Origin of the sequence: Paenibacillus sp. FSL E2-0201 (assembly GCF_037963325.1) — a bacterium.
GTDB lineage: Bacteria > Bacillota > Bacilli > Paenibacillales > Paenibacillaceae > Paenibacillus_AQ.
The window spans coordinates 280,469-303,665 of the sequence record NZ_CP150154.1 but is presented as its reverse complement, the minus strand read 5'-3'; the positions used below and the strand labels follow the sequence as shown (position 1 = coordinate 303,665).

19 protein-coding genes are annotated in these 23,197 nt (G+C 46.2%); 5 read left to right on the top strand and 14 right to left on the bottom strand.

Features of this window, described 5'->3' with window-relative positions:
- The first annotated feature begins 234 nt into the window (after nt 1–234).
- Entirely contained in the window at nt 235–624 is a 390-nt protein-coding gene (locus tag NSU15_RS01405) for a hypothetical protein (RefSeq protein WP_339288846.1), read from the top strand.
- Between the two features lie 121 nt (nt 625–745).
- Here the strand turns inward: NSU15_RS01405 and NSU15_RS01400 are convergent, their stop codons facing one another.
- Both NSU15_RS01400 and NSU15_RS01395 read right to left on the bottom strand, forming a co-directional pair.
- Nucleotides 746–1,762: an AI-2E family transporter gene (locus NSU15_RS01400; protein ID WP_339288845.1), complete on the bottom strand. Its 1,017-nt coding sequence runs from the start codon at nt 1,760–1,762 to the stop codon at nt 746–748.
- Between the two features lie 168 nt (nt 1,763–1,930).
- Nucleotides 1,931–3,115, bottom strand: coding sequence for a polysaccharide deacetylase family protein (locus NSU15_RS01395; protein WP_339288844.1), 1,185 nt, complete (start codon nt 3,113–3,115; stop codon nt 1,931–1,933).
- 268 nt (nt 3,116–3,383) lie between these two features.
- Between NSU15_RS01395 and NSU15_RS01390 the strand changes: the two genes are divergently transcribed.
- Nucleotides 3,384–3,569 (top strand): hypothetical protein, encoded by a 186-nt coding sequence (locus tag NSU15_RS01390; RefSeq protein ID WP_339288843.1) that lies wholly within the window; start codon nt 3,384–3,386, stop codon nt 3,567–3,569.
- A 78-nt stretch (nt 3,570–3,647) separates the two neighbouring features.
- Here the strand turns inward: NSU15_RS01390 and NSU15_RS01385 are convergent, their stop codons facing one another.
- From NSU15_RS01385 to NSU15_RS01355, 7 genes are all read right to left on the bottom strand, one after another.
- Nucleotides 3,648–4,097, bottom strand: a complete 450-nt coding sequence (locus NSU15_RS01385) for a hypothetical protein (RefSeq protein ID WP_076116450.1) — start codon at nt 4,095–4,097, stop codon at nt 3,648–3,650.
- A gap of 34 nt (nt 4,098–4,131) precedes the next feature.
- Nucleotides 4,132–5,049: an ATP-binding cassette domain-containing protein gene (locus tag NSU15_RS01380; RefSeq protein WP_231574002.1), complete on the bottom strand. Its 918-nt coding sequence runs from the start codon at nt 5,047–5,049 to the stop codon at nt 4,132–4,134.
- Nucleotides 5,042–6,061, bottom strand: coding sequence for an ABC transporter ATP-binding protein (locus NSU15_RS01375; protein WP_042123470.1), 1,020 nt, complete (start codon nt 6,059–6,061; stop codon nt 5,042–5,044). Before NSU15_RS01375 ends, NSU15_RS01380 begins: the two co-directional genes overlap by 8 nt.
- 15 nt (nt 6,062–6,076) lie before the next feature.
- Nucleotides 6,077–6,922, bottom strand: coding sequence for an ABC transporter permease (locus NSU15_RS01370; protein ID WP_042123469.1), 846 nt, complete (start codon nt 6,920–6,922; stop codon nt 6,077–6,079).
- Nucleotides 6,923–6,926: 4 nt separating this feature from the next.
- Complete coding sequence (locus tag NSU15_RS01365; protein ID WP_042123467.1) at nt 6,927–7,877, bottom strand: ABC transporter permease; 951 nt, start codon at nt 7,875–7,877, stop codon at nt 6,927–6,929.
- 70 nt (nt 7,878–7,947) lie between these two features.
- Complete coding sequence (locus NSU15_RS01360; protein ID WP_339288841.1) at nt 7,948–9,564, bottom strand: ABC transporter substrate-binding protein; 1,617 nt, start codon at nt 9,562–9,564, stop codon at nt 7,948–7,950.
- Between the two features lie 87 nt (nt 9,565–9,651).
- Complete coding sequence (locus NSU15_RS01355) at nt 9,652–9,783, bottom strand: hypothetical protein (RefSeq protein ID WP_283936234.1); 132 nt, start codon at nt 9,781–9,783, stop codon at nt 9,652–9,654.
- A gap of 204 nt (nt 9,784–9,987) precedes the next feature.
- Here NSU15_RS01355 and NSU15_RS01350 point away from each other — a divergent pair, with 204 nt between their 5' ends.
- Nucleotides 9,988–11,691 carry a glycosyltransferase gene (locus NSU15_RS01350; protein WP_042123459.1) on the top strand — a complete coding sequence of 568 codons (1,704 nt, stop codon included), beginning with the start codon at nt 9,988–9,990 and terminating at the stop codon, nt 11,689–11,691.
- A 77-nt stretch (nt 11,692–11,768) separates the two neighbouring features.
- Here the strand turns inward: NSU15_RS01350 and clpB are convergent, their stop codons facing one another.
- The 4 genes from clpB to NSU15_RS01330 all read right to left on the bottom strand — a co-directional run bounded on the left by clpB (nt 11,769) and on the right by NSU15_RS01330 (nt 16,850).
- Nucleotides 11,769–14,411, bottom strand: a complete 2,643-nt coding sequence (gene clpB, locus NSU15_RS01345; RefSeq protein ID WP_042123457.1) for an ATP-dependent chaperone ClpB — start codon at nt 14,409–14,411, stop codon at nt 11,769–11,771.
- Nucleotides 14,412–14,472: 61 nt separating this feature from the next.
- The gene (locus tag NSU15_RS01340; protein WP_339288840.1) at nt 14,473–15,042 is read right to left on the bottom strand and encodes a hypothetical protein; all 570 of its coding nucleotides are present in this window, start codon (nt 15,040–15,042) and stop codon (nt 14,473–14,475) included.
- Nucleotides 15,043–15,194: 152 nt separating this feature from the next.
- Nucleotides 15,195–16,202 carry a DnaJ C-terminal domain-containing protein gene (locus NSU15_RS01335; protein WP_339288839.1) on the bottom strand — a complete coding sequence of 336 codons (1,008 nt, stop codon included), beginning with the start codon at nt 16,200–16,202 and terminating at the stop codon, nt 15,195–15,197.
- Nucleotides 16,203–16,382: 180 nt separating this feature from the next.
- The gene (locus NSU15_RS01330) at nt 16,383–16,850 is read right to left on the bottom strand and encodes an Hsp20/alpha crystallin family protein (RefSeq protein WP_042123453.1); all 468 of its coding nucleotides are present in this window, start codon (nt 16,848–16,850) and stop codon (nt 16,383–16,385) included.
- Nucleotides 16,851–17,303: 453 nt separating this feature from the next.
- Here NSU15_RS01330 and NSU15_RS01325 point away from each other — a divergent pair, with 453 nt between their 5' ends.
- Nucleotides 17,304–18,947 (top strand): SWIM zinc finger family protein, encoded by a 1,644-nt coding sequence (locus NSU15_RS01325; protein ID WP_339288837.1) that lies wholly within the window; start codon nt 17,304–17,306, stop codon nt 18,945–18,947.
- Nucleotides 18,944–21,964, top strand: coding sequence for a DEAD/DEAH box helicase (locus NSU15_RS01320; RefSeq protein WP_042123450.1), 3,021 nt, complete (start codon nt 18,944–18,946; stop codon nt 21,962–21,964). Before NSU15_RS01325 ends, NSU15_RS01320 begins: the two co-directional genes overlap by 4 nt.
- Before the next feature lie 101 nt (nt 21,965–22,065).
- Here NSU15_RS01320 and NSU15_RS01315 read toward each other — a convergent pair whose 3' ends face one another.
- Nucleotides 22,066–22,869, bottom strand: coding sequence for a hypothetical protein (locus NSU15_RS01315; RefSeq protein ID WP_139328427.1), 804 nt, complete (start codon nt 22,867–22,869; stop codon nt 22,066–22,068).
- Nucleotides 22,870–23,197: the final 328 nt, after the last annotated feature.

Here is a 23,197-nt window from a genome sequence, read left to right as displayed (position 1 = left end):
AGTTTGATTGTGACCCAGTGCATAAATATACATTTGAGATCATCTGGAAAGTATACATCCGGTGTATTATCGCTATATTATTCCAATGTTAAATCTTTAGGTTATCTTAAATATTGTTTAAGCTTCAGCTCAGCTTTCCGGGTTATAATAGAAGCAAGTTAAGCCACAACCATCACAGACACTTTCAACAGAAACCATAAAATGTTATTTGTAAAATAAGAAAAGAGGACTCTAATGGATATAAAAAGAGTGATTATAGTAGGAACCGTAGTTATAGTGATGTCTTTTGGAAATGCTTGGAGCAGCCTTACTGCTAACGCAAGTTCGCCTGCACAATGGTCCACTGTAAAAGCTGCGGATAAAGACGAATTATTATTGAAAGCACTTAACCAGCCCACTGATGAAGATTTGTATGATGCCTTATATGACGGTAAGTCACTTCAAGATATTGCAAAAGAACAAAACACGGATATTGAAGATGTGATCAATCTACAAGTAGCTCAGCTAACGGAACAACTAGATTCACGGCTGGCTTCCGGAAGTATTACGGCTGAGCAGTATGCAGCACATAAGGCGGAGCTGAGGGACATCGTTACGGAGAGTGTTCTCACTTCTTTCGGCTAAGGAAGATACATACAGTGGCCGTACAACATTTCTCCGCGCCAAAATAAAGAGGGTGATCCGAAGCCATGGAATGGCTATCGGATCACCCTCTTTGTATATTCGATGCTATTTAACTGAATTCCTAAGTCTCTATCTTGTTATCCCTAGTGATCTCCAGTATATCCAGGAAGAATACAAAAATTGGAATACCGAGAATTAGACCCCATACACCCATATAGTGCTCAGAGAAGAGAAGTACGATAAAGGTGTAGAACATAGGCAGATTCATTTTGGATGACATCAGTTTTGGATTTAAGAAGTAACCTTCGATAAAATGTAGTATGGCGATCATAACCAATACATATATCGTCATTGCTATGCCACCGATGTTGTAACCAATAATACAAAGCGGTATTAAGGAGATCACAAAGCCTACAACTGGAATCAAACTAAGCAGGAAGATCATAATCGATAAGGCGAATAGATACGGAAAGCCTAAGATCCAAAGTCCAATCACAGTAAAGCATGTATTAAACAGCGCGATCAGAATTTGCGCTTCAATCACTTTACCAAAAGATGAGATGAATTTTCTGCCGAAATACTCAAGCTCAACATAGAACCAGGAAATTTTACTCTCTTTAAGACGGGCAGTGAAACTGACAATTCTGTTCTTCTCAAGGATAAAGACAAAGCTCAGAATGGTGGATAATACGAAGCTGGTGCCCCAATTACTTATTTTCAGGACGTACTCAAGACCATCTTTCACATAAGACTGATAGTTCAAATCCTTAAGCTGGGCAAATAAATACTGCGCAATTTCGTTTTGTGGAATGTTTGCAGGGGTTAAACTGGTCAGAAAATTGGTTAACTGCTTAATCTGAGTAAAGACCTTCGGTAAATAATTCACTAAAGTCACTACGATCAGAGCAATCAGAGCTAAATACAAAATAATAATAATGACTTTACTGTTGACTGCAACATATTTATTGATCCGCTTCGTAAGCAGCACTTGAAAGCTATTCATTACATAAGCAATCAAAAATGTTAACAGTACTAAATTAAGCATATCTCTAATACTGAATAGCAGCAGGGCAACCAGCCCCAAAATAAAAAAACGCCGGACCGTTAAATTCGCGTAATAACGCTTAAATACTTCCATCTGTTCTCTCCATTCACCTACCAATTAGTACTCTATTTATAGTCTACAGTAAGGAATTCACTTATAGCAACTAGTGATTCGCCCAAATTGGCGAAATTTCTCACTTTTTGTAAACTCCTAATGATCGTAGGGAAAGATGATATTCGTTCCATACATTTCCTTATTCGTTTATGTACCGCCCGTTGTGCGCATTAACTTAACGGTTCGACGCTTCTGATCGTAATTGAGATCAATATTTAGATCCTTGCATAATTGCATAAACGGAACCATTAAGGTCCCTTTCCTCATTTCGGGTGCACTTCCTATCAGTGCTACTTTTTGACTATTCAAGGTTAATTCCATGGGCGAATCTATATGTTTGATCTGCTCAAGGGTTTGGACTGCGGTTAGACTCTGGCTTCCCCCGTTGATTCGGGAGGCATTCCGGTCCGTTCTCGCATTTATTCCATCCTGGATTTTAAATGTCAGCGAAATTCCGAGTGAATCACATGCGGATAGCAACCGGTCATTGTAAGATCCGTAAGGAAAGGCAATCGCTGAATCGGTATTTCCCAGTTCTTCCTTCAGCCTTTGCTCCGCCTTGGCCAAGTCACGAGTAACTCTGCTATAGTACTCCGTATTCATTTCATTCCTATTTTCATCGTCGATATATAACAAGGCACTAGCGGCAGGCCGTCCCCCACCTTCCGCATCCACGATACCATAATGGTGTAAATCGTACGTATGACTATAGAACCCCATCCCGTCACGCTTCATTTCACGCATCTGCTCCCAGTTGAGTTTCGGCACACTATTCGGATCGGGGTGGTCAATCGTAGAGACAATAACGAAATTCACTGCCGTATACCCGTATTTTTTCAGAATAGGAAAGGCCAGCTCATAAAAACTCTCATATCCATCATCAAAGGTCAGCAGCACCGCATTGTCTGGAACCGTACCGCCATTTAGCATAAATTCTCGATATTGTTCCATCGTAATCACATGAAACCCTTCCTGCTTCAGCAGGTTCATTTGATCATCAAACCGATCAGCCGATAAAATCCAAGGAAACTGCGGCATTGGCTTCTCTGACAGATGATGGTACATCAGCACAGCTACATGGTCTTTATAGTAGATACCTTTCGGAAGCGGCCCCTGCTTCTGCCAGTCAATATGCATGTTAAGGGCCCGTTCGGCAGCAGCCTTGGGAATCATTAGTTCATCAGGTGAGCCCGGATAAGTAGCTACTGTCTTAATGATTTGACCGTTTACATTTATGGTCAATATCGAAGGTTCACGTTGATTGTTGAAAATAGCAACAAGACTTATTAGCAGAACGATGACTAAAAGTATTATATATTTTTTCGTATGCAATCTCTGAATCTCCTTAATAAAGAAATCTTATTCACTATGTAACTACATATTTGGTGACAGTTCCACCTACTTTTGGTTACATTTTCTTCTTATTTTGTTTCTTATCATAAAAATAGGAGGCGATCCCTAAGTCTCAACTGGCTTAAGGAACACCTCCTTCATATGGAGAGCTATATATTTAATTATGTACATTTATGTGTAATTGTAGACGGTCTAGGACCTTCTCTTATCTGCAAAGTAATTCTCTTCCCCAAGCTCGTCCACAACGATGTTTAATGCTGCTTCCGTCGCCTACCTTTGGACAAACGAAGATAAGCATAAGACGGGCAGCCAAGGCTTCTATGTGGAAGTCTATAGCGATAAAGTACTTATCCGGGGCAGAGATTTTAAAACAGGAACCTGGGTTGACGCTGCGCAATATGAGGTTGCTTATCCAGCGGTAAATGTATATTAAATTTTCACAATAAAAAAAACGATTGTGCACTGGGAGTCCTCCCTCGCAACAATCGTTTTTTTATTGTAGTTATTCAGCTTAGTGTGCAATCGGGGAAATCCGGTAGACTGAAGTGTCTCCATCTGCTGACTTCGTCCCGCTTTCGATCTGCCAACCAAAAGATAATACAGATGCCAGACGTTCCTTCTCAGCCACAGTCAAAGCCGCTTCTACCGCTTCTTTACCCTCTTCAAGCTCCAGCTCTCCCTCTTTACCAAGAGCAACCCATATCCAGCTACGAATGCCGCGGATCGTGTTGTATTTAATCTGATAGCCAGTCTTCACCGCTTGCTCGAACAGTTCTGGCTGCTCCGCTTGCAAAGTGGTCAACTGCTTATAATCAAATTCGTATTCACTCTCGTCAACGGGCAAATCGCCCTCTGCCACTTTACGAAGAATATCCTCATTGGACCAGCCTAAAGATCGAAGTGACTCTACCAATAACGCATCCCACTGGGATAACTTTACTCGGTTCAAATTCTCTGACATCCTGATTCCTCCCGTACCTGTATATAGATTCTACTTATTCCGTGAAATCATAGGCAACATAATGGCCCGGACTAACTTCCTGCAATGTAGAAGTCTCAGCTCTGCCGTACTCTGCCGAATATCCGTCTAAAATAATTCTTTGATTAGCCCGTCTAGGGTCCGTCTCCAAAATGGAAGACAGCAATGCCTTTGTATAAGGATGAATAGGATTCTCGTACAGTTCATCACTTTCGGCTACCTCTACTAGACGACCGCCATACATCACACCAATCCGGTCCGAAATATGACGTACCATCGACAGATCATGCGCAACAAAGAGGTAGGTCAACCCAAATTCGGACTGCAAATCCTCCAGCATATTCACTACCTGCGCCTGAACAGATACATCCAGCGCTGAGATCGGTTCATCACACACTACAAACTCAGGTTTCACAGATAACGCTCGAGCGATCGAAATCCGTTGACGCTGCCCACCGCTGAATTCATGAGGGAAGCGATAAAGATGCTCTCTTTTTAAACCCACCTTATCCAGTAGTGCCGCAACCGCTTCTATACGTTCGTCGCCTTCGTGGACCCCATGGATTTTCATAGGCTCGCTGATCAGATCAAGTACATTCAGGCTTGGATTAAGGGATGAATAGGGATCTTGAAAGATCGATTGAATGCGTCTGCGAAAAGGTTTTAGCTGCTTCTCTCCAAGCTTGCTCAGCGGCTGCCCGTCAAAAGACACTTCACCGTCGGTATAATCATATAATCGCAACAAGCAGCGTCCAACCGTGGACTTGCCGCTTCCTGACTCTCCAACCAGTCCAAAGGTCTCCCCTTGACGAATCTGAAAGCTTACACCATCTACCGCCTTAAGCACAGATGTATCGCGCCCCCATATATCCTTACCTTTAGAGAAATGTTTCTTGAGATTATTTACGTCCACTAGAATCTTATTATCACTCAACCGAACCGCTCCCTTCAACACCAGCTACGGCTGGAGTCTCCTGCGCACCGTCTGCCAGCCAGCACATCGAACGATGACCAGGCGATAATTCGATGACCGGAGGACGCTCACTACAGCGGGCAAAAGCATTAGGGCAACGTTCCATAAAAGGACATCCAGAAGGTGGATTCAGCAAATCCGGCGGTGTACCTTCAATAGGAACAAGTCGTTCACGCGACTTACCGTCACGTTTTGGAATCGAGCGAAGCAGACCTTTCGTATAAGGATGCTGCGGGCGGTAAAAAATATCCTCCACCGTGCCTTCCTCCATCACGAGTCCACCATACATTACGATAACCCGTGTACATACCTGAGCTACCACACCCAAGTCATGGGTAATGAGCGCTACAGCGGTACTGGTATTGTTTTTCAACTCTTTAAAAAGATCGAGAATTTGTGCCTGTATCGTTACATCGAGCGCAGTGGTTGGCTCATCTGCAATCAATAACTCTGGCTGGCAAGAAAGAGCCATGGCAATCATGACCCGCTGGCGCATCCCGCCGCTGAACTCATGCGGATATTGCTGCAGCCGCTGTTCAGGATTATTAATACCTACCTGACGCAGGATGCTTGCCGCCTCTTTAAGCGCTTCTTGCTTATTTAAACCGCGATGCCGACGGATGACCTCCGTAAGCTGCTGGCCGATTTTTTTTACAGGATTAAGAGAGGTCATGGGGTCCTGAAACACCATTGCTATGCGGTTACCGCGCAGCTTTCTCCACTCTTTTTCCGAAAGGTTCGATAAATTCTCACCACGGAAATTGATATTTCCACCGATAATTTTACCCGGAGGTGTAATCAACGACATAATCGCCTTGGCAGTCACACTCTTCCCACTACCAGATTCACCAACGATTCCTACCGTTTCACCAGCATCTATATGAAAGCTAACGCCGCGAACTGCTTGGTTCTCTCCGTCTCGAGTCTGGAAGGAAACCTTCAAATCCTCAACAGATAATAGCCGTTCCGTCATGATGTCTTCACACTCCTATCTTCGGATCAGCTTCGGTTCAAAGCCTACCCGCAAAATATCGCCTAAAACATTAAAGCTCAGTACCGTTAATAGTATCAGTAATCCAGGGAACAAAGCCAGATATGGCGCTTGAGCGATATATCCCTGCGCATTGTTAAGCATACTGCCCCAAGTGGCATTTGGAGGTTGTACCCCAAACCCAAGGAAACTTAGGGACGACTCCATCATAATTGCCGAAGCGATATTATTCGTCGCACCTACAATGACAACAGGCACTAGACCCGGAAGAATATGACGCCAAATAATTCCGAAGTTGCTCTGACCGGAGGCTTTTGCATAGAGTACATATTCCCGTTCTTTGATCGTCATCGTCTCCGCCCGAATGACACGGGCGATATTCATCCACATTAATAGTGCAATAATAATGATGATATTCCCTACACTCGGCTTCAAAAATACGCTAAGCAGTAGCAGAACTAAGAAAGATGGAATGGACAGTACTACATCAAGCATCCGCATGAGAAGATTATCAACCCATCCGCCAAAGAATCCGCTGATTACGCCCACCGTCACACCTATGCCTGTAGCAATGATCATTGAAGCAAAGCCAACTAGCAGTGATACCCGGCCGCCATATAATGCGCGGGCAAAATAATCCCGGCCATAGTCATCCGTCCCGAACCAGTGATCGGCTCCCGGCGATTTCAGACGTGCCAGAACATCCATCGCATTCGGATCATGTCCAGATAAAAAGGCAAATATAGAGCCTAGTGTGAAGATGAATAAAGTAATGAGGGCTGCGACGCCCAATTTATTCGTAAATAGCTCATCTCCAACACTTTTCCATTTACTGCGATTCATGAGGTCACCTCGTTAATTTAATTCGTGGGTCCACGAAGCTATATAGAATATCCGCGACCAGATTGCCGATGATCAGCATTAAAGAGGAGAATAGAGTAATTCCCATAATCACGGGGTAATCCATCCCTTTTACTGCAGTCATCCCCAAAGAGCCAATACCCGGCCATGAAAATACCGTTTCTGTTACAATTGCACCTGCCACCAGATCACCCATAGACATCCCGAGCAATGTAATTACAGGAAGCAACACATGCTTCATTACATGACGGAACAAAATCGTAGTCTTGTTAGATCCAAAAGCATATTGAATCTGCACGTACTCTTCTTTTAGCTGTCCAATGGTACTAGAGCGAATGTATCGCACATAACCTGCGAGGAACCCAAAAGCAAGCACAGTGCAAGGCAGGATACCATGCTTGAATACATCAAACGCCGATTCCACACCAATCGTTCGCATCCCCATAATAGGAAGCAGGTGCAGCTTAATCGCGAATAAGTACATCAGTAAAATGGCAAGCCAAAACAAAGGCACAGATATTCCAACATAGGATAAGAAATTAATCAGCTTATCCACCCAGCGGTTCCGGTTTGCCCCGGCAATAAGACCGAGTGGAATCGCCAGCAAAACAGCAAGACCGATTGCAGAACCCATTAAACCGGCGGTTGCAGGTAGGCGTTCAAGAATTTGATCCAATACTGGCTGATGATTCACTAGGGAATAACCGAAATTCCCCTGCAGTATTTCTTTAATCCAGATTAAATATTGAATGTAGGCTGGCTTATCCAGCCCAAGGTTATGCCGGATGCGCTCAATATCATCTGCGTGCATATTCGGCGTAACGAAGGATAAGACCGGATCCCCCGGAGCCAGCTTAATCATCGCAAAGCACACAACCGAAACAAAGAATAACATCGGCAGGGTTTGCAGTAATCTTCGGACGATAAGTTGTCTCATACGTTTTATTCTCCCAGTTCTGTATCGGTAAAAAAGTAAGCTGGATAACCCAGCTTACTTTTTCCCGTTTTTATTTAAGGTAGATTTTCGATAAATCTTCAAAAATAACGACAGGCTTTAAGACTGCTTCTTCAAGACCGCCGTAGTTCTTGGAGACAGCTACAATAGTCTTAGTATTAGCAATTGGATAAATCGGTGCATCGTCAGCAATGATCTCTTGGATCTTCTTGTAGATCTCACCACGTTTAGTCACATCTGCTTCTCCTGCACCTTCATTGAACAGCTTATCAACCTCAGCATTATTATAATGCGTGTAGTTGGAGTCAGCAGTAGAAGTATACAAAATTCTGTAAGCATCAGGATCGTAACCCATAATATAACCTGCAATCGCAAGTTCAAAATCTGTTGAGTTCATATCGCTGAACTTCTGACCATATGCCGAGGCATCCATATTTTGCAGTTCAACTTCTGCGCCAATGGCCTTTAGCTTTTGTTGCACGTATAGTGAAATGGCTTCCTGAGCTTTATTACCGCTCGATACAATCAATCTCAATTTCAGATCACTAACCCCTGCCGATTGCAGAAGCTCTTTTGCTTTTTCCACATCATTATCGAAAGAAGGTACATCATTAGTATAGAACAATGCATCCGGAGTCAAGAATGACTTCGCCGGGTCTGCATACTCGTTAGAGGTATAAGCAGCCTGAATGATTTCATCACGACTTAGTGCTAGAGACAAGGCTTGACGAACTTCTTTTTTAGCAAGAGCGCCTCTATCGCTGTTCGCATTGAACAACAGGTAGGACAATCGACCTTCACTATAAGGAAGGATTTCGAAATTATTCGAAGCCTCAATCGTACCAACATCCTGTGGATCTAGATATTTAATATTGATCTCACCGTTCTGAAGTGCGAGATTTGCAGCATTCGTATCTTTAGCAATCCGGTATGTTACGGAATCAAGATGTGGCTTGCCGCCGAAGTAGTTATCAAATCTCTCGAGTGTAACATATTCGCCTGGTTTGTATTCTTTAAATTTGAATGGGCCAGATCCGACCGGAGCAGCATTCTTGGTGCTTTTCTCTAGATCCGTCTCATTCTCAAAAATATGCTTTGGAATCGGGAATACTTGCACTAGTGTAGCTTCAAAAGCTGGGCTGACCTGCGGAAGCTTGAACTCTACGGTCAGATCATCCACCTTAACTGCCTTAACGGGTTTATCACCGATGAATAAGTTTGCTCTCAACATGCTGTTTTGTTTCTCATCGAGGATGCTATCAATCGTGAACACGACATCGTCAGCAGTAAGCTTTTCTCCGTCATGCCATGTAAGACCATCTTTAAGCTTCAAAGTATAAGTCAGGTTATCTTCTGACAGTGTCAGGCTGTCTGCCAAGTAGAAGGTCTTCTTACCATCATTTACTTGGAACAGTGGAGCATAGAGCGCTTGGTCAATCGTAAGACTGACACGGTCACCCGCATAGTTCGGATTTAGAATACCAGGATCAGCAGCGACCCCAATAATCAAGTTGCCTCCATCTTTTGGCTCAGTACTTGTTGTCGTTCCATCATTAGTAGCAGGTGTTTGATTTGTATTTGTGGAAGTGGCGGTGTTCCCTCCGGAGCACGCACTAATCAAAAATGTTAACAAAATCAAAGTAATAACTCCAGATAATCCTCTACGCATAAGTTTCTCCCCCGTAATCTGTATTCTGCGTTGCTTGTGTTTTTTATATTGTATATCGGAATACTAGGAATTACAATGGATAGCATTTCACATTAATGTAATATTGAGGAAATCGATAATTCTACCACCATTTGCATCATACCAGAACACATCCGCACTAGGATTCATGCCTAATATTCGATTGATTAACTCCTGTACTTTTAGCGGTGATTTACCCATTGCTCTCATCCTCTGCGGTTCATGTTGGCATCTGTATCTAATTATTCGGTTATTGTACAGCAGATTGTTACGAATTAATATATCTAACACTCATTTACTTTACAGAACTTTGAAAAATAAGGATTATTGCCGCTCCCCTGTAAACATATTGAGAACATACGGATACATCCAAGGAAAGAGGGGGCATCCCTCAAGGAGGCGGCAATGACGGAAACCAAGATTCGTGTATTGATCGGCAGTCCGATCCACCAGAAGCCTACGGTTTTAAAAGAATTTCTCAATTCCTTGCTTCGTCTGAATGTAGCCAATATTGAGCTGGATTTTCATCTGATAGATGATAATGATGATGAGGAATCAACCCGGCTACTCCAGGAATTCAAAAGCATGGGTGATCATATTTATCTTCAGAGCTCCGGCTTTCATGATGCGTATATTCGCAATGATACTACCCACTTCTGGAGTACCGATTTAGTCTGGAAAGTAGCCAACTTTAAGAATCTCATGATCAACCGAGCCCAGACCCTGAATTATGACTATTTGTTTCTGATTGACTCTGATCTCATTCTCCATCCCGATACCCTCAGACATCTCATAGGTGCGAACAAGGATATTATCTCAGAGGTATTCTGGACGCAGTGGCAGCCCGGAACTATGTTTCAGCCGCAGGTATGGATGCACGACGAATACAATCAATGGGAGTTACTGCCCGGCGAAAAACTGCAACAAGAAGAGATCAATCGCAGATTTCATGAATTCATAGCTAAGATGCGGAATCCCGGAATTTATGAAGTAGGCGGACTCGGGGCTTGTACATTGATTAGTCAGCATGCGATAAAAGCCGGGGTTAGCTACAATCAAATTCGCAACATTTCTTATTGGGGAGAAGACCGCCATTTCTGCATTCGTGCCGCAGCCCTTGGCATTCCCCTGTTCGTCGACACCCATTATCCGGCGCTACACTTGTATAGAGACAGTGATTTGAGCAAAGTTGACGATTTTATCAAAGAAACCACGGAGACCAAAGCTGACTCCACTGATGCAGCGAGCAATTTATCTACGGATGATGTGCCTATAACGACAGAGTCGACCTCCACACCAGACAATCTAACCAATACAGACATTACAGAGAATCCAGACAATCTAACCAATACAGACATTACAGAGAATCCAGACAATGAAAGTTCCAAGGAAACAATCCCTCTAGCCAAAAAGCGGCCCAAGCTAACCCTCACCATGGTTGTGAAAAATGAAAGTGGACGCTTTCTGCGACAGGTTCTGGAGGAGCATCGCAAATACATCGATGAGGCCGTCATTATTGATGATGGCAGCACGGATAATTCAGCAGCTATCTGTTTGGAAGCCCTTGAAGGCATTCCCGTTCATCTCGTGCACAATACCATATCCAAATTCAGCAATGAAATTGAGCTGCGAAAGCAGCAGTGGGAAGAGGTTCTGAAGACGAATCCTGAGTGGATTCTGAGTCTGGATGCAGACGAAATCTTTGAACCCAGTTTTGCTGCAAATATTGAAACGTTACTGTACGCTGACGAGGTCGATCTATTCTGCTTCCGTCTCTACGATTTATGGAACGCCACCCATTACAGAGAAGATATTTACTGGCGCTCTCATTTGAATTACCGTCCTTTTTTGCTTCGCTATAAAGAAGACTTCAACTATGTATGGAATGAATCCCCACAGCACTGTGGGCGATTTCCGGAAAATATTTTCGAGCTTCCCCACCAGCTAAGCAACTTACGACTCAAGCATTTAGGTTGGTCGAAGGCAGAATTCCGTTTAGAAAAATATCTGCGTTACATGCTCCTTGATCCCGATGGCCAATACGGCTGGAAGGAGCAATACTTGTCCATTCTGGATGAACACCCCCATTTAATACCTTGGGTGGAGTGAGTGTACTAATAAAAAGGGCGTCCACAAAACCTTAACGGCTTTGTGGATGCCTTATATTTTTACATCGTACGAACCTCTTATTCAGCACGCTGTGGTTCATCGCCTACTGGCTTCATGATGGTAACTGTCAGGTCACCGCCAGATTCATCTACTTGAATCACTGAACCTTCTGCAGCTTCGCCAGCAATGATCGCACGGGCCACACGGGTCTCCAAACTACGCTGGATAAAGCGTTTCAGCGGTCTAGCCCCATACACTGGATCAAAACCCTCCTTAGCGATAAAACGTACCGCCGGTTCAGTTAATTGAAGACCAATCTCCCGTTCAGCAAGGCGTAAACGCAATCCGTCTACCAGTTTGTCCACGATCTTCTCGATCTCGCCCAGGGTCAAAGGCTTGAACATCACAATGTCATCTACCCGGTTCAGGAACTCCGGACGGAAATGTCCACTTAGTTCCTTCATTACTCTGTCCTTAGCCGCCTCCGTAAGCTGACCCTTCTCATCGGTGCCTTGAATCAGATGTGGTGAGCCGATATTTGAGGTCATGATAATGATCGTGTTCTTGAAGTCGACCATCCGGCCCTGCGAATCGGTCAGCCGCCCATCATCAAGCAGCTGCAGTAGAATATTAAATACATCAGGATGCGCCTTCTCCACTTCATCGAGCAGCACTACTGTATATGGCTGTCGCCGTACCGCTTCTGTTAGTTGGCCGCCCTCCTCATATCCAACATATCCCGGAGGTGCTCCGACCAGGCGAGAAACACTGTGCTTCTCCATATACTCCGACATATCAATACGGATCATGCCATCTTCGCGATCAAAGAGAGAGACCGCGAGTGATTTTGCCAACTCCGTCTTCCCTACCCCAGTCGGACCGAGGAACAGAAAGGAACCGATCGGCCGATTTGGATCTTTGATCCCAGCTCTTGCCCGAAGTACGGCGTCAGCCACCAAGCTGACAGCTTCATCTTGGCCCACAACTCGTTCATGCAGCGTTTCTTCCAGACGTAGCAGCTTATCCCGTTCGCCTTCAACCAGCCGGCTAACCGGCACACCCGTCCAGCGCGATACAATATCTGCGATTTCCTCCTCGGTTACAGCTTCACGCAATAATCTAGTATCCTGATCCTGCTGAGCCGCTTCTTCAGCCGCTTTCAATTGCCGCTCCAGATCAGGAATAATGCCATAGCTCAGTTCGGCAGATTTATTAAGATCATATTCCTCCTGCGCATCGACCAAATCCTTCCGGGCTTGCTCCAGCCGTTTTTTGAGGTCGCGGATGCCTTGAATCGCTGACTTCTCCTTCTCCCAACGCGCCGTCATCCCAAGCTGCTTCTCCTTAAGATCGGCGAGTTCACGTTGTAGGATTTCCAGACGGCGTTTGCTGGCGTCATCGGTTTCCTTTTTAAGTGCTGCTTCTTCAATCTCCATCTGCATCAGACGACGGGTCACTTCATCCATCTCACCCGGCATAGAGTCAATCTCTGTACGGATCATGGCGCAAGCTTCATCCACTAAGTCGATCGCTTTATCCGGCAAAAAACGATCCGTAATGTAGCGATTAGACAATACTCCTGCAGCTACGAGGGCGCTGTCATGGATTTTGACTCCATGATGGACTTCGAACCGTTCCTTCAGACCGCGTAGAATGGAGATCGTATCCTCTACATCCGGTTCGCTGACCAGCACCTGTTGGAAACGGCGCTCCAGCGCAGGGTCCTTCTCAATATACTTGCGGTATTCATCGAGCGTTGTGGCACCGATACAGTGCAGCTCACCCCGAGCCAGCATCGGCTTGAGCATATTGCCAGCATCCATCGAGCCTTCAGTTTTACCTGCGCCTACAATCGTGTGCAGCTCATCAATAAAAAGAATAATTCGGCCGTTACTTTCACGAACTTCCCTAAGCACCGCCTGCAAGCGTTCCTCGAATTCACCTCGGAACTTCGCGCCTGCTACGAGGGAACTCATATCCAGCGAGAAAATCGTCTTATCCTTCAGACCCTCCGGTACGTCTTTGCGTACAATCCGGTGAGCCAAGCCTTCTACAATTGCCGTTTTCCCTACACCTGGCTCACCGATGAGAACAGGGTTATTCTTCGTTTTACGGGACAGAATTCGGATCACACGGCGTATTTCTGCGTCACGCCCGATGACTGGATCGATCTTGCCTGCACGAACCTCTGCTACCAGATCACGTCCGTATTTCTCCAGCACCTCATAAGTAGCCTCTGGCTCCCGACTCGTTACACGCTGATGCCCACGAATCTCCGCAAGTATAGACATCAGCTTCTCGCGTGTTAGGCCACGACTGACAAAAAGATCACGTAGCTCACGATTGTCCCTGCTCGAATCCGACACCATGGCCAGCACAGCATGCTCCACAGAGACAAATTCATCCTGCATCTTCGCCGCTTCCTTCTCCGCCTGCTCCAGCAGATGGATCAGCGATTGCGAGGCATAACGCCGCACCGTGCTTGCTCCTGACCCGCTGATGCTCGGCTTACGCCCAAGCAGTTCATCCGTGCTGCGCAGCATCTCAGCTACGGGGACATTCATCTTTTGCAGCAGTCTTGGCAGCAAGCCTTCTTGCTGCTGGAGTAATGCTTTTAATAGATGGAGATTATCGATCTCCTGATGTCCGCTGTCTGAAGCAAGCGACTGCGCCGCAGCCACTGCTTCCTGCAGCTTTTGAGTAAGTTTATTGAAATCCATAGCTCTCTCACCTTTCTATTTATGAATGATATATAGGATCGGCCGTTTTGGCCGGTATAAGTTAATTTGGTGCGCCACATTCGGCGCATTCGGGGGTATTTTTGTACCTCTTTTCGCTCATTGAGCCACATTCAGCGCATTCGGGGGTATTTTTGTACCTCTTTTCGCTCATTGAGCCACATTCAGCGCATTCTGGGGTATTTTTGTACCTCTTTTCGCTCATTAACCCGAATTCACCGCTTTCTGGGGTATTTTTGTACCTCTTTTCGCTCATTGAGCCGCATTCAGCGCATTCTAGGGTATTTTTGTACCTCTTTTCGCTCATTGAGCCGCATTCAGCGCTTTCTGGGGTATTTTTGTACCTCTTTTCGCTCATTGAGCCACATTCAGCGCATTCTGGGGTATTTTTGTACCTCTTTTCGCTCATTAGCCCACATTCAGCGCTTTCTGGGGTATTTTTGTACCTCTTTTCGCTCATTAGCCCACATTCAGCGCTTTCTGGGGTATTTTTGTACCTCTTTTCGCTCATTGAGCCGCATTCGACGCATTCTGGGATATTTTTGTACCTCTTTTCGTTCATTGAGCCACATTCACCGCATTCTAGGGTATTTTTGTACCTCTTTTCGCTCATTAAGCCGCATTCAGCACACTTCACCACACTTTAGCCTTCCTTTTTCCCGACACTCCTCACAGGTCTCTTCTATAGTTAGTTTCTAATTAAGTTACTATCCTACAGCTAGCATTCCATTCACCATATTCACCAACTCTACCTCTACCTATCTATTAATTACCCACTTTAGACTTTTGGCGCTGCGTACCGGTGCTTTGGCGTTTAGCTCTGGCCTCGAATCGGCTGGATTCAGCCAGTTTACGGTACAAGTTCTTTTCCGCTTCGCTGGTTGTCTCAGGAATAATAATCTCAATACCAAATAAAATATCACCATTCGTACCATTTTCACGCTTCAAACCTTTGCCTGGGATGCGCAGCGTTTTGCCGTTCTGAATTCCTGCAGGAATCTTCAACTTCACAGCACCGCCGCCAGGTAGTGGAACCTTTACCTCTCCGCCCAATACCGCTTGCCAAGGAGCAACTTCAACTACGCCGCATAAGTCGCCATTTCGAAGCTCGTAAATATCATGAGGAAGAATATGAAGTGCCAGCAGTATATCGCCGCCTGAAGCTATGCCACTCTGAGCGTTCCCCGCGATTTTTAAAATCGTACCTTCACTAGATCTCGGCGGAACATGAACATCCACAGTTTTATCACCAATCTGTACTCGTACAGTTGCTCCTTTATAAGCCTGCTCCAACGTAATATCCAGCTGCGCCTGCGTCGTACTGTGCGCCTCACCCCATGGATTGCTGCTCGAACGGCCACTACCACTACTAGAAAAGAAATCAAAGCCAGCTCGATCCGCCGAGCCCCGATTCCCAAAAAACATTCCAAACAAATCTTCCTCCGAAATGCCAGAGCCCCCTGTAGAATAAGTTCCGCCGCTCCAGCCTCCACCAAAGTTTGAATCCCACGAAGAGGCCCCGCTCGAAGCACCTCCACCCGCTCTACCACGCTGAGCCCCATAAAGCAGCTCCTCATCGTAAAGCTTTCGTCTCTCCTCATTACCAAGCACTTCATAGGCTTCAGCCGCTTTTTTGAATTTGGCCTCTGCCTCAGGAGCTTTGTTCACATCGGGATGCCACTTCTTGGCGAGCTTTTGATAAGCCTTTTTAATTTCCTGTTTGGTTGCTGTTTTGCTCACACCCAAAGCATCATAATAGTTGTTGTTAGCCACTCGGATTCCTCCTTTCATTGCTTTATTACCTGTAACTTAACTTATCATTCCATTCCGAGAAAAGACGCACCATAGCCGGAATCCTCCACTACAATGCGCCTTTTATTCATAACACTATATCAAAAGCCCGCTGCCAATCTCTAAGATGTTAAGCGGAAACTAATTCCGCCTAAATTATGCTTATTCAGACTGCGAACCGCTAGAATCTCCGTCTTGAATTTCAATGCGTTTTCCTTGCGGCTTTTGCCGTTTTGGAACTTCCAGCTTCAGTAATCCGTCTTTCAAAGACGCGCGGATCTCTTCTTCTGCAATGTCCTGAACATAGAATCTGCGAACATATTCACCATATCGACGTTCTCTGCGTACAATTTGATGATCCTTGTTCTCCTCGGCATTCTCTTCCTTCCGCACCGCTTTAATCGTCAAGTAGGGGCTGGCATAATCAATGTCGATTTCTTCTTTTTTAAAGCCAGGAAGTTCAGCTTCAATCAGGTAAGCCTGGTCACTCTCGCGAATATCCGTTCTAAAGGACATCGTTGAGCTCTTGATCGGAGCAAAAAAATCATCGTTAAAAACATCATTCAAAGACTTAGCCAGCATACCAAAAGCATCATCTCTACGTTTACCAAAAGGAACCAAATCAAACATTATCCATTCTCCTCTCATTGACTTTGACTTTATTTGACCTATGACCTTATTATAGTCCCCTGCCAGAGGAATAACAAAATCGATTTAAGCCAATTTTCGGTCAAATTCAGGCAAATCAGCTGATTTAATGCTACAAATTTAAACATATTTAATGATTTGACCTTTTTTGACCTTTGTTTGATTTACATAAAATCAACCATTACCCCCTATCTAAAAAGAACCGCCTTCGGCGTCCTCTCAGAGATGATAATCGTTTCTGCCAAAATATAAGAATCATTGAAACTCTTACGTTCTTATATTTCAAAATGCAGTACGATTAGTATATGTTTAGAGCTTAGGTTCCATACAAGCCAGCAACTTCGCATTCATTACAACCCCAAAACATCCTACTCAAAAAGAAATGATATAATGAAATTCAAATAACGAACATTTTTATTACGGGAGACCAATTGTATGCAACCAACCTATACTATGGATGATACGCAGTGGAGTAAGCTCATCCAGAATGTCGCCTATTATTTCGATGACCTTACCCTCAAACGGGGGTTCCAATATTATAAGCAAAGCCGGATTCGTTCGTTCACTATGACGGAGCCATCTAAGATCAATGCACTTGTTGAAGGTAGAGAGGATTACCGCGTTACGATTGATCTGGACAGCTTCACTCGGTGTCATTGCAACTGCCCTGTTTCAGGTCATTGCAAGCATATGGCAGCCGTACTGCTCAGTTTTGCCGAACAACAGAATAGATCTGTACAAGTTCTAGCTAACGCCAAGGCTGCGTCCTTTCTCCCAAAAACATCGAGTAGCTCCCCTATCGGAGCAGATGGAAAACACCAGCAACAGCTAAAAGAGCATGCCAGCCGGATCGCTGAGGGAGGCCTCACGGAGTGGCGAGAGTATTTTGCAATCTGCATTACCCCTCTGGCACATACCACTCGCAATCCTGAATATGTGGATCGTGCGTTATCTTCCATTACTAAATCCAAGCCGAATTTATCTCCGGAATTGGACAAGCTATTCACTCTGCATGCCCATCTTTTTCTTTTAGAAAAGCTAGCTAAGCCTTCCGCCAATCTACCGGGTCAGGTCGCCTTCACTGCATCACTCGGATATTACACGCAAGTAGCGGTCTCTGAGCTACAGGAAGCAATCACACGTCTGTTAAAAAGCACACTCCCGCTGTCTCCCGAGCAAGAGCAAGAATACGACCTATGGCCGCATATCATCGATACGCTCGCCTACTTACGGCGTGAGATGTTGACGGAGTCGCGCGATCGTTTGCGGGATCAGCCCTCTTTTTCACTTTGCTATGACTTGCTGTGGAGAAACTGGATCTACCCGAATACGGGTGGAACTAAGCTTTATCTAGATGAAATCAAACAGCTTCAGCAAGCAGAAGGTGAATTAGGCGCTTCCCTGTCACGTCATGCATGGCTGTTGGCCCAGAGCCGCATGTATTTTTATCTGAAGAAGGACCCACAAGCTTGGGAATTGCTGAATAAGGCTGCCGAGCGTCCGGGTCTCCATCCCGATGAGCTTATGAGCTTCACCTCTCCACTTCTGGATGCAGGTGAGTGGTCACGCTTGGTGAGTTGGCTTGTTCAGATCGGCCCACTGCTAAGCAGCAGGCTCTATAATTTGAATAACTATTCGAATAGCTGGGAAGAGGCTGTTCGCCACCTTCCTGAAGCTGAACCGCAGATGTGGAATACATTAGCCACTATGCTACCTATCTCTGGCGAAGTATACGAAGAGAAGCTAATTACCTATGAAAAATGGCATATATGGATGGATTATCAACTGTCCATCGGTAAACAGCCTTCTGAATTTCGTGTTACAGACCTCCAGCCTATGGAGAAAAATGCACCCGAAGTTCTACTCCCCTTCTATCATCAGGCCGCTGAAAGATTTGTGCTGGATAAAAATAGACATAGCTACAAGGCAGCTGTGAAACTTTTGAAGCGATTATCCAAGCTGTATAAAAAAATGAAACAAGAAGAACGGTGGGAAGAGTTCCTTATTGCCTTCACTACTAGGCACAGCAGACTTCGCGCGCTGCAAGAGGAGCTTCGGAAAGGAAAGCTAATACCATGAACATGCATTTGCGCACGCTGACCATCCGGCTTGCATTAAGCCAGTATGGCGACGCTTTACTATATGGAATGAATGAAAGAGAAGATCTGGTGCCCGGTTTGCAGCTTAAGCAGCGGCTATTCGCCTGGCATGAGGCGTCTTTTTATGGTACGGAGTTAACGGTTCAACCGGCCGGTGAAGGTGTAGAGCTAGTAATTCTTCCTGCGGAGCAGGTCATCCCCTTCTTTGCAGAGCAGAAGCTGCTGTCGCATATCGAATGGAACTGGGAGGGCGAGGCGGCTCATCTGACTGAACTTGCACCACTTTTGGCTATATGTTTGGAGAACAAACAGTATATTCCCGATATCTCCGCTTACCGCACCGGGAGGTTGCAATGGACTTGGGATGAGGGAGCTCTTGCGCTGGTGGCAGTGGAGAATGACACTGCCAAGGGTGCCCTTGAGGCGCTAAATGGCGGCAGCGAATTTAGCCGCGGGCTACGCGCGGCGTTCTCCGCCGCCGTATCGCAGAGGTACTACAGCACGGAGGCCGCGGCAGGCGACCTCCGGAGCGAGTTCCCGCTTCTATTCGATAGAAGCGGGGCCCTTGCAGCGGGCATGGATACCGCTGCATGGCTTATCGCCATTGGCTGGAAGGCGGATACCGCGCCTTTCCGGCCCGCACTTCAGCTGCTGGAGCCGGAGGGGGATGAATCCCCTTGGCGGCTGCAGCTGATCCTCCAGGACAAGCGCGATGAATCCGCGCTTGTTCCCATCAGGCTCGCCGATGACGGCGAGCCGCACGGCTTGTGGCCGACAGCATGGTCGGCCCACGTGCATGAACGCGCCGCGGGATGGCTGGAGCGCCTCCGCGGCAGTCTACCGCCCGAGCGCTTCGCGGCGGGCGGCGACGTGCTGGCCGAACCGCTCAGCGATGCCATCGCTTGGCGGTTCTTGACGGCCGAGAGCCAGCGGCTGCTGGAAGCAGGCTGGCAAGTGCTGCTGCCGGCGTGGTGGGAAGCCGCCAGCCGGAAAAAACCACGCCTCCGCGCCAAGATCAGCTCCGGCGAGGACAAACGCAGCGGCGGCGAGTCACTCTTCGGCCTTGATTCGATCATCGATTTCGATTGGCGAATCTCCATCGGCGACGTCGACCTCACCGAAGCTGAATTTGCCGAGCTGGTCGCAAGAGGTGAACGACTCGTGCGCTTCAAAGGCAAATGGGTCTCGCTCGATCCCGCGCTGCTGGCACAAATCCAAAGAGCCATGGCTGGAATGGATAAGTCACAAGGCTTGTCTTTCCAAGATGTGCTTCAGCTTCATTTGCTGCAAGCGAGTGAGGAAGCTGATGCTGAGGCTACAGAAGAGCAGCTTCAAGAGGATGCGGCGCGCCTGCGGCTCGAGGTAGAGCTAAACGAGCATTTGATCAGCCTCATTGGTCAGCTGGGCCAACGCTCACAGTGGCCGAAGCCTCCAGTGCCCGCAGGACTCCAGGCAGAGCTACGCACCTATCAACACGAAGGATATGCTTGGCTGACTTTCCTGCGTCAATTCGGTTTGGGGGCTTGTCTAGCCGATGATATGGGGCTTGGCAAGACCGTCCAACTCATCGCATATTTACTTCATATCAAAGAAAATACCGATCCTAGCTCATCTCGTCGCCAGACCGACCCGCCTGGCTGGCCTGCTCTAATCATCTGCCCTACCTCTGTACTTGGTAACTGGCAGAAGGAATTGCAGCGCTTCGCGCCTTCTCTGAATGTGATGCTTCACTACGGAAGTCGCCGTCTGGATGCAGGATTCTTCTATGGCGCTGCTTCGCAAGCGGACGTGGTACTTACCTCTTATGCGACTGCGGCCCTTGATCAGGAATTGCTAAAGGAATTCACTTGGGCGGCGATTTGCCTCGATGAAGCACAGAACATCAAGAATGCTCAAACGAAGCAGTCGGTAGCTGTGCGCAGCTTCCCGGCTTTACACCGGATTGCGCTAACAGGAACACCTATAGAGAACAGATTATCGGAGCTCTGGTCCATTTATGATTTTATAACCCCAGGTTATCTGGGCACCGCCAAAGCCTTTAACGACCGGTTCAGTAATGCCATTGAGAAGGAACGTGACGAGAAGCGTACGGCGGACCTACAGAATCTCGTGAAGCCGTTCATGCTTCGCCGCAAGAAAAAGGATCCTAATATCCAGCTCGATCTACCCGATAAAAATGAGATGAAGACTTATGTTCATCTGACAGCTGAACAAGCTGCGCTCTATGATCAGACCGTAAACGGACTGTTGGAACGTATGCAGAAGCTGGAAGGTATCGAGCGCAAAGGTGCCATCCTTGGAGCTTTAACCGGACTTAAACAGCTGTGTGATCACCCGATGCTCGTGACCAAGGAAGCCCTCCCTGAAACTGATTCAGACAACAAGCTGGACACTAGTCAACTCATTAACCGTTCCTCTAAACTCGAAAGACTGCTGGATATGGTGAAGGAGCTACGTGAAGAGGATGAGCGCTGTCTCATCTTTACGCAATATGTAGGGATGGGGAAAATGCTTCAAGCTGTTCTACAGCAGGAGCTGGGAGAGCCTGTCCTTTATTTGAACGGAAGCACCTCCAAACAGGCGCGTGACCGAATGATTGAGCAATTTCAGACGCCCGCCCCTTCTGCGGACGAAAGGGCCAGACGTCCAGAGGTGTCACCGTCTGATCAGCCGAATGTGTTCATCCTTTCACTCAAAGCTGGAGGTGTCGGTCTGAACTTAACTGCAGCCAACCACGTATTCCATTTCGATCGCTGGTGGAATCCAGCCGTTGAGAATCAGGCGACAGACCGTGCTTATCGGATGGGCCAGACACGTGATGTGCAGGTGCATAAATTCATCGCCCTCGGGACGCTCGAAGAAAAGATTGATGAGATGCTGGAGAGTAAGCAGCAGCTAAGTGATAATGTCATCTCCAGCTCCGAAGGCTGGATTACCGAGCTGTCTACTGAAGCTTTGAAAGACCTATTTACATTGCGGCGAGGATTAACAGACTAAACCTACCGCTTGCAACGCTATCAAAAGGAACATTCGCATCTACGCGGATGTTCCTTTTTTCAATCACCCGAATTTATCTTCAGCACTAGATTATTGAGCGCTCACCATTGCTCAGACATTTTAAAGGTGACTGCAAGATCATCATCACCTGAGAGTGAGTTAACTACCAAAGTCACTGGCTCATGTTGAAGCTCGTAAGAGAGTCGCTCATTAAGCAAATTAACGGCCAAATTCGCATACGCACCAGAGATCCCTGATCCTGTACCTTGCATAATAACCTTTCCACCAGTGACTGAAGTGCAGGTGTAATTCACTAGCAGTGCCGTATCCGTAACAGGAATATCCGTAGTTGGTGTAGGAAAATTCTCGAATGTCCCATCCAGTGTCCCGCCTGCAACGACTATATAACGCACAGGTCTTTTGGACAGAACATCTAAAGCTGCCGGTCTGATTTCAGCCGCAAGACCTTGTGGAAGAGTAAAGGCAGGGCTCCTCATAAAGCTGATCGCTGCAAAGTCAGTCGATGTAACGGATACGTTATCACGTATTTCCGAGGTTATACGGCTTACTTGAAACACTTCCAGATTAACATCCGTCCAGACACCGTTAACATCCACAAGAAAAATCTGAATCTTCATTTGTTCCTGTGAATATACAAAATTAAATTGAAATAATTCCTCTACAATAGCGTAGGTCCTGCTTAACGTTTCCCGATATTGCAGCTCAAATAATTCTTCAATAAAGACTGTCTGAGGACTTGCACTATTGGATAAACCCGTTAAATAACAAGCCGCGCCAGCTAATCCATTGTTAACTACTTTAATCACAACATGATCTATTGGACGAGTACCGTCGACAGGTAAATTAATGATGGTGTTTGTAGAGAGGACAGGCAATGTCTTCACACCTCCTATTCATATCAAATTATATATATATGGTATGCAATCTTTTTTTAGAATTCTTGGATGATATTAAAATAGAGAAGTGCTTCACCGAGCATAAAATACAGATTTGCCACCAAATAAAGGATATGGTAAACTCGACTTAACTTTTTATGAACGGAGGGTTACGTGTGATAGACTTTATCCGAGTTAGAACTTTGCGCGGCTAATTGAATAGCGCTAAAGCTCTGCCCATGTGCAGAGGACTCAGGATAGGTCTACCCATTTAACTCCATAGAAGCCAATAAACCAACTGCTGCTCGTAAGGGATTAAGTTATCATTTCCCTACGC

Excerpts from the sequence above, each read along its gene's own strand:
- NSU15_RS01365 (WP_042123467.1), bottom strand. The coding sequence starts at position 7,877 with ATGAGACAACTTATCGTCCGAAGATTACTGCAAACCCTGCCGATGTTA.
- NSU15_RS01350 (WP_042123459.1), top strand. The coding sequence starts at position 9,988 with ATGACGGAAACCAAGATTCGTGTATTGATCGGCAGTCCGATCCACCAG.
- NSU15_RS01325 (WP_339288837.1), top strand. The coding sequence starts at position 17,304 with ATGCAACCAACCTATACTATGGATGATACGCAGTGGAGTAAGCTCATC.
- NSU15_RS01370 (WP_042123469.1), bottom strand. The coding sequence starts at position 6,922 with ATGAATCGCAGTAAATGGAAAAGTGTTGGAGATGAGCTATTTACGAAT.
- NSU15_RS01375 (WP_042123470.1), bottom strand. The coding sequence starts at position 6,061 with ATGACGGAACGGCTATTATCTGTTGAGGATTTGAAGGTTTCCTTCCAG.
- NSU15_RS01360 (WP_339288841.1), bottom strand. The coding sequence starts at position 9,564 with ATGCGTAGAGGATTATCTGGAGTTATTACTTTGATTTTGTTAACATTT.
- NSU15_RS01385 (WP_076116450.1), bottom strand. The coding sequence starts at position 4,097 with ATGTCAGAGAATTTGAACCGAGTAAAGTTATCCCAGTGGGATGCGTTA.
- clpB (WP_042123457.1), bottom strand. The coding sequence starts at position 14,411 with ATGGATTTCAATAAACTTACTCAAAAGCTGCAGGAAGCAGTGGCTGCG.
- NSU15_RS01405 (WP_339288846.1), top strand. The coding sequence starts at position 235 with ATGGATATAAAAAGAGTGATTATAGTAGGAACCGTAGTTATAGTGATG.
- NSU15_RS01330 (WP_042123453.1), bottom strand. The coding sequence starts at position 16,850 with ATGTTTGATTTGGTTCCTTTTGGTAAACGTAGAGATGATGCTTTTGGT.
- NSU15_RS01390 (WP_339288843.1), top strand. The coding sequence starts at position 3,384 with ATGTTTAATGCTGCTTCCGTCGCCTACCTTTGGACAAACGAAGATAAG.
- NSU15_RS01400 (WP_339288845.1), bottom strand. The coding sequence starts at position 1,762 with ATGGAAGTATTTAAGCGTTATTACGCGAATTTAACGGTCCGGCGTTTT.
- NSU15_RS01320 (WP_042123450.1), top strand. The coding sequence starts at position 18,944 with ATGAACATGCATTTGCGCACGCTGACCATCCGGCTTGCATTAAGCCAG.
- NSU15_RS01355 (WP_283936234.1), bottom strand. The coding sequence starts at position 9,783 with ATGGGTAAATCACCGCTAAAAGTACAGGAGTTAATCAATCGAATATTA.
- NSU15_RS01340 (WP_339288840.1), bottom strand. The coding sequence starts at position 15,042 with ATGAGCGAAAAGAGGTACAAAAATACCCTAGAATGCGGTGAATGTGGC.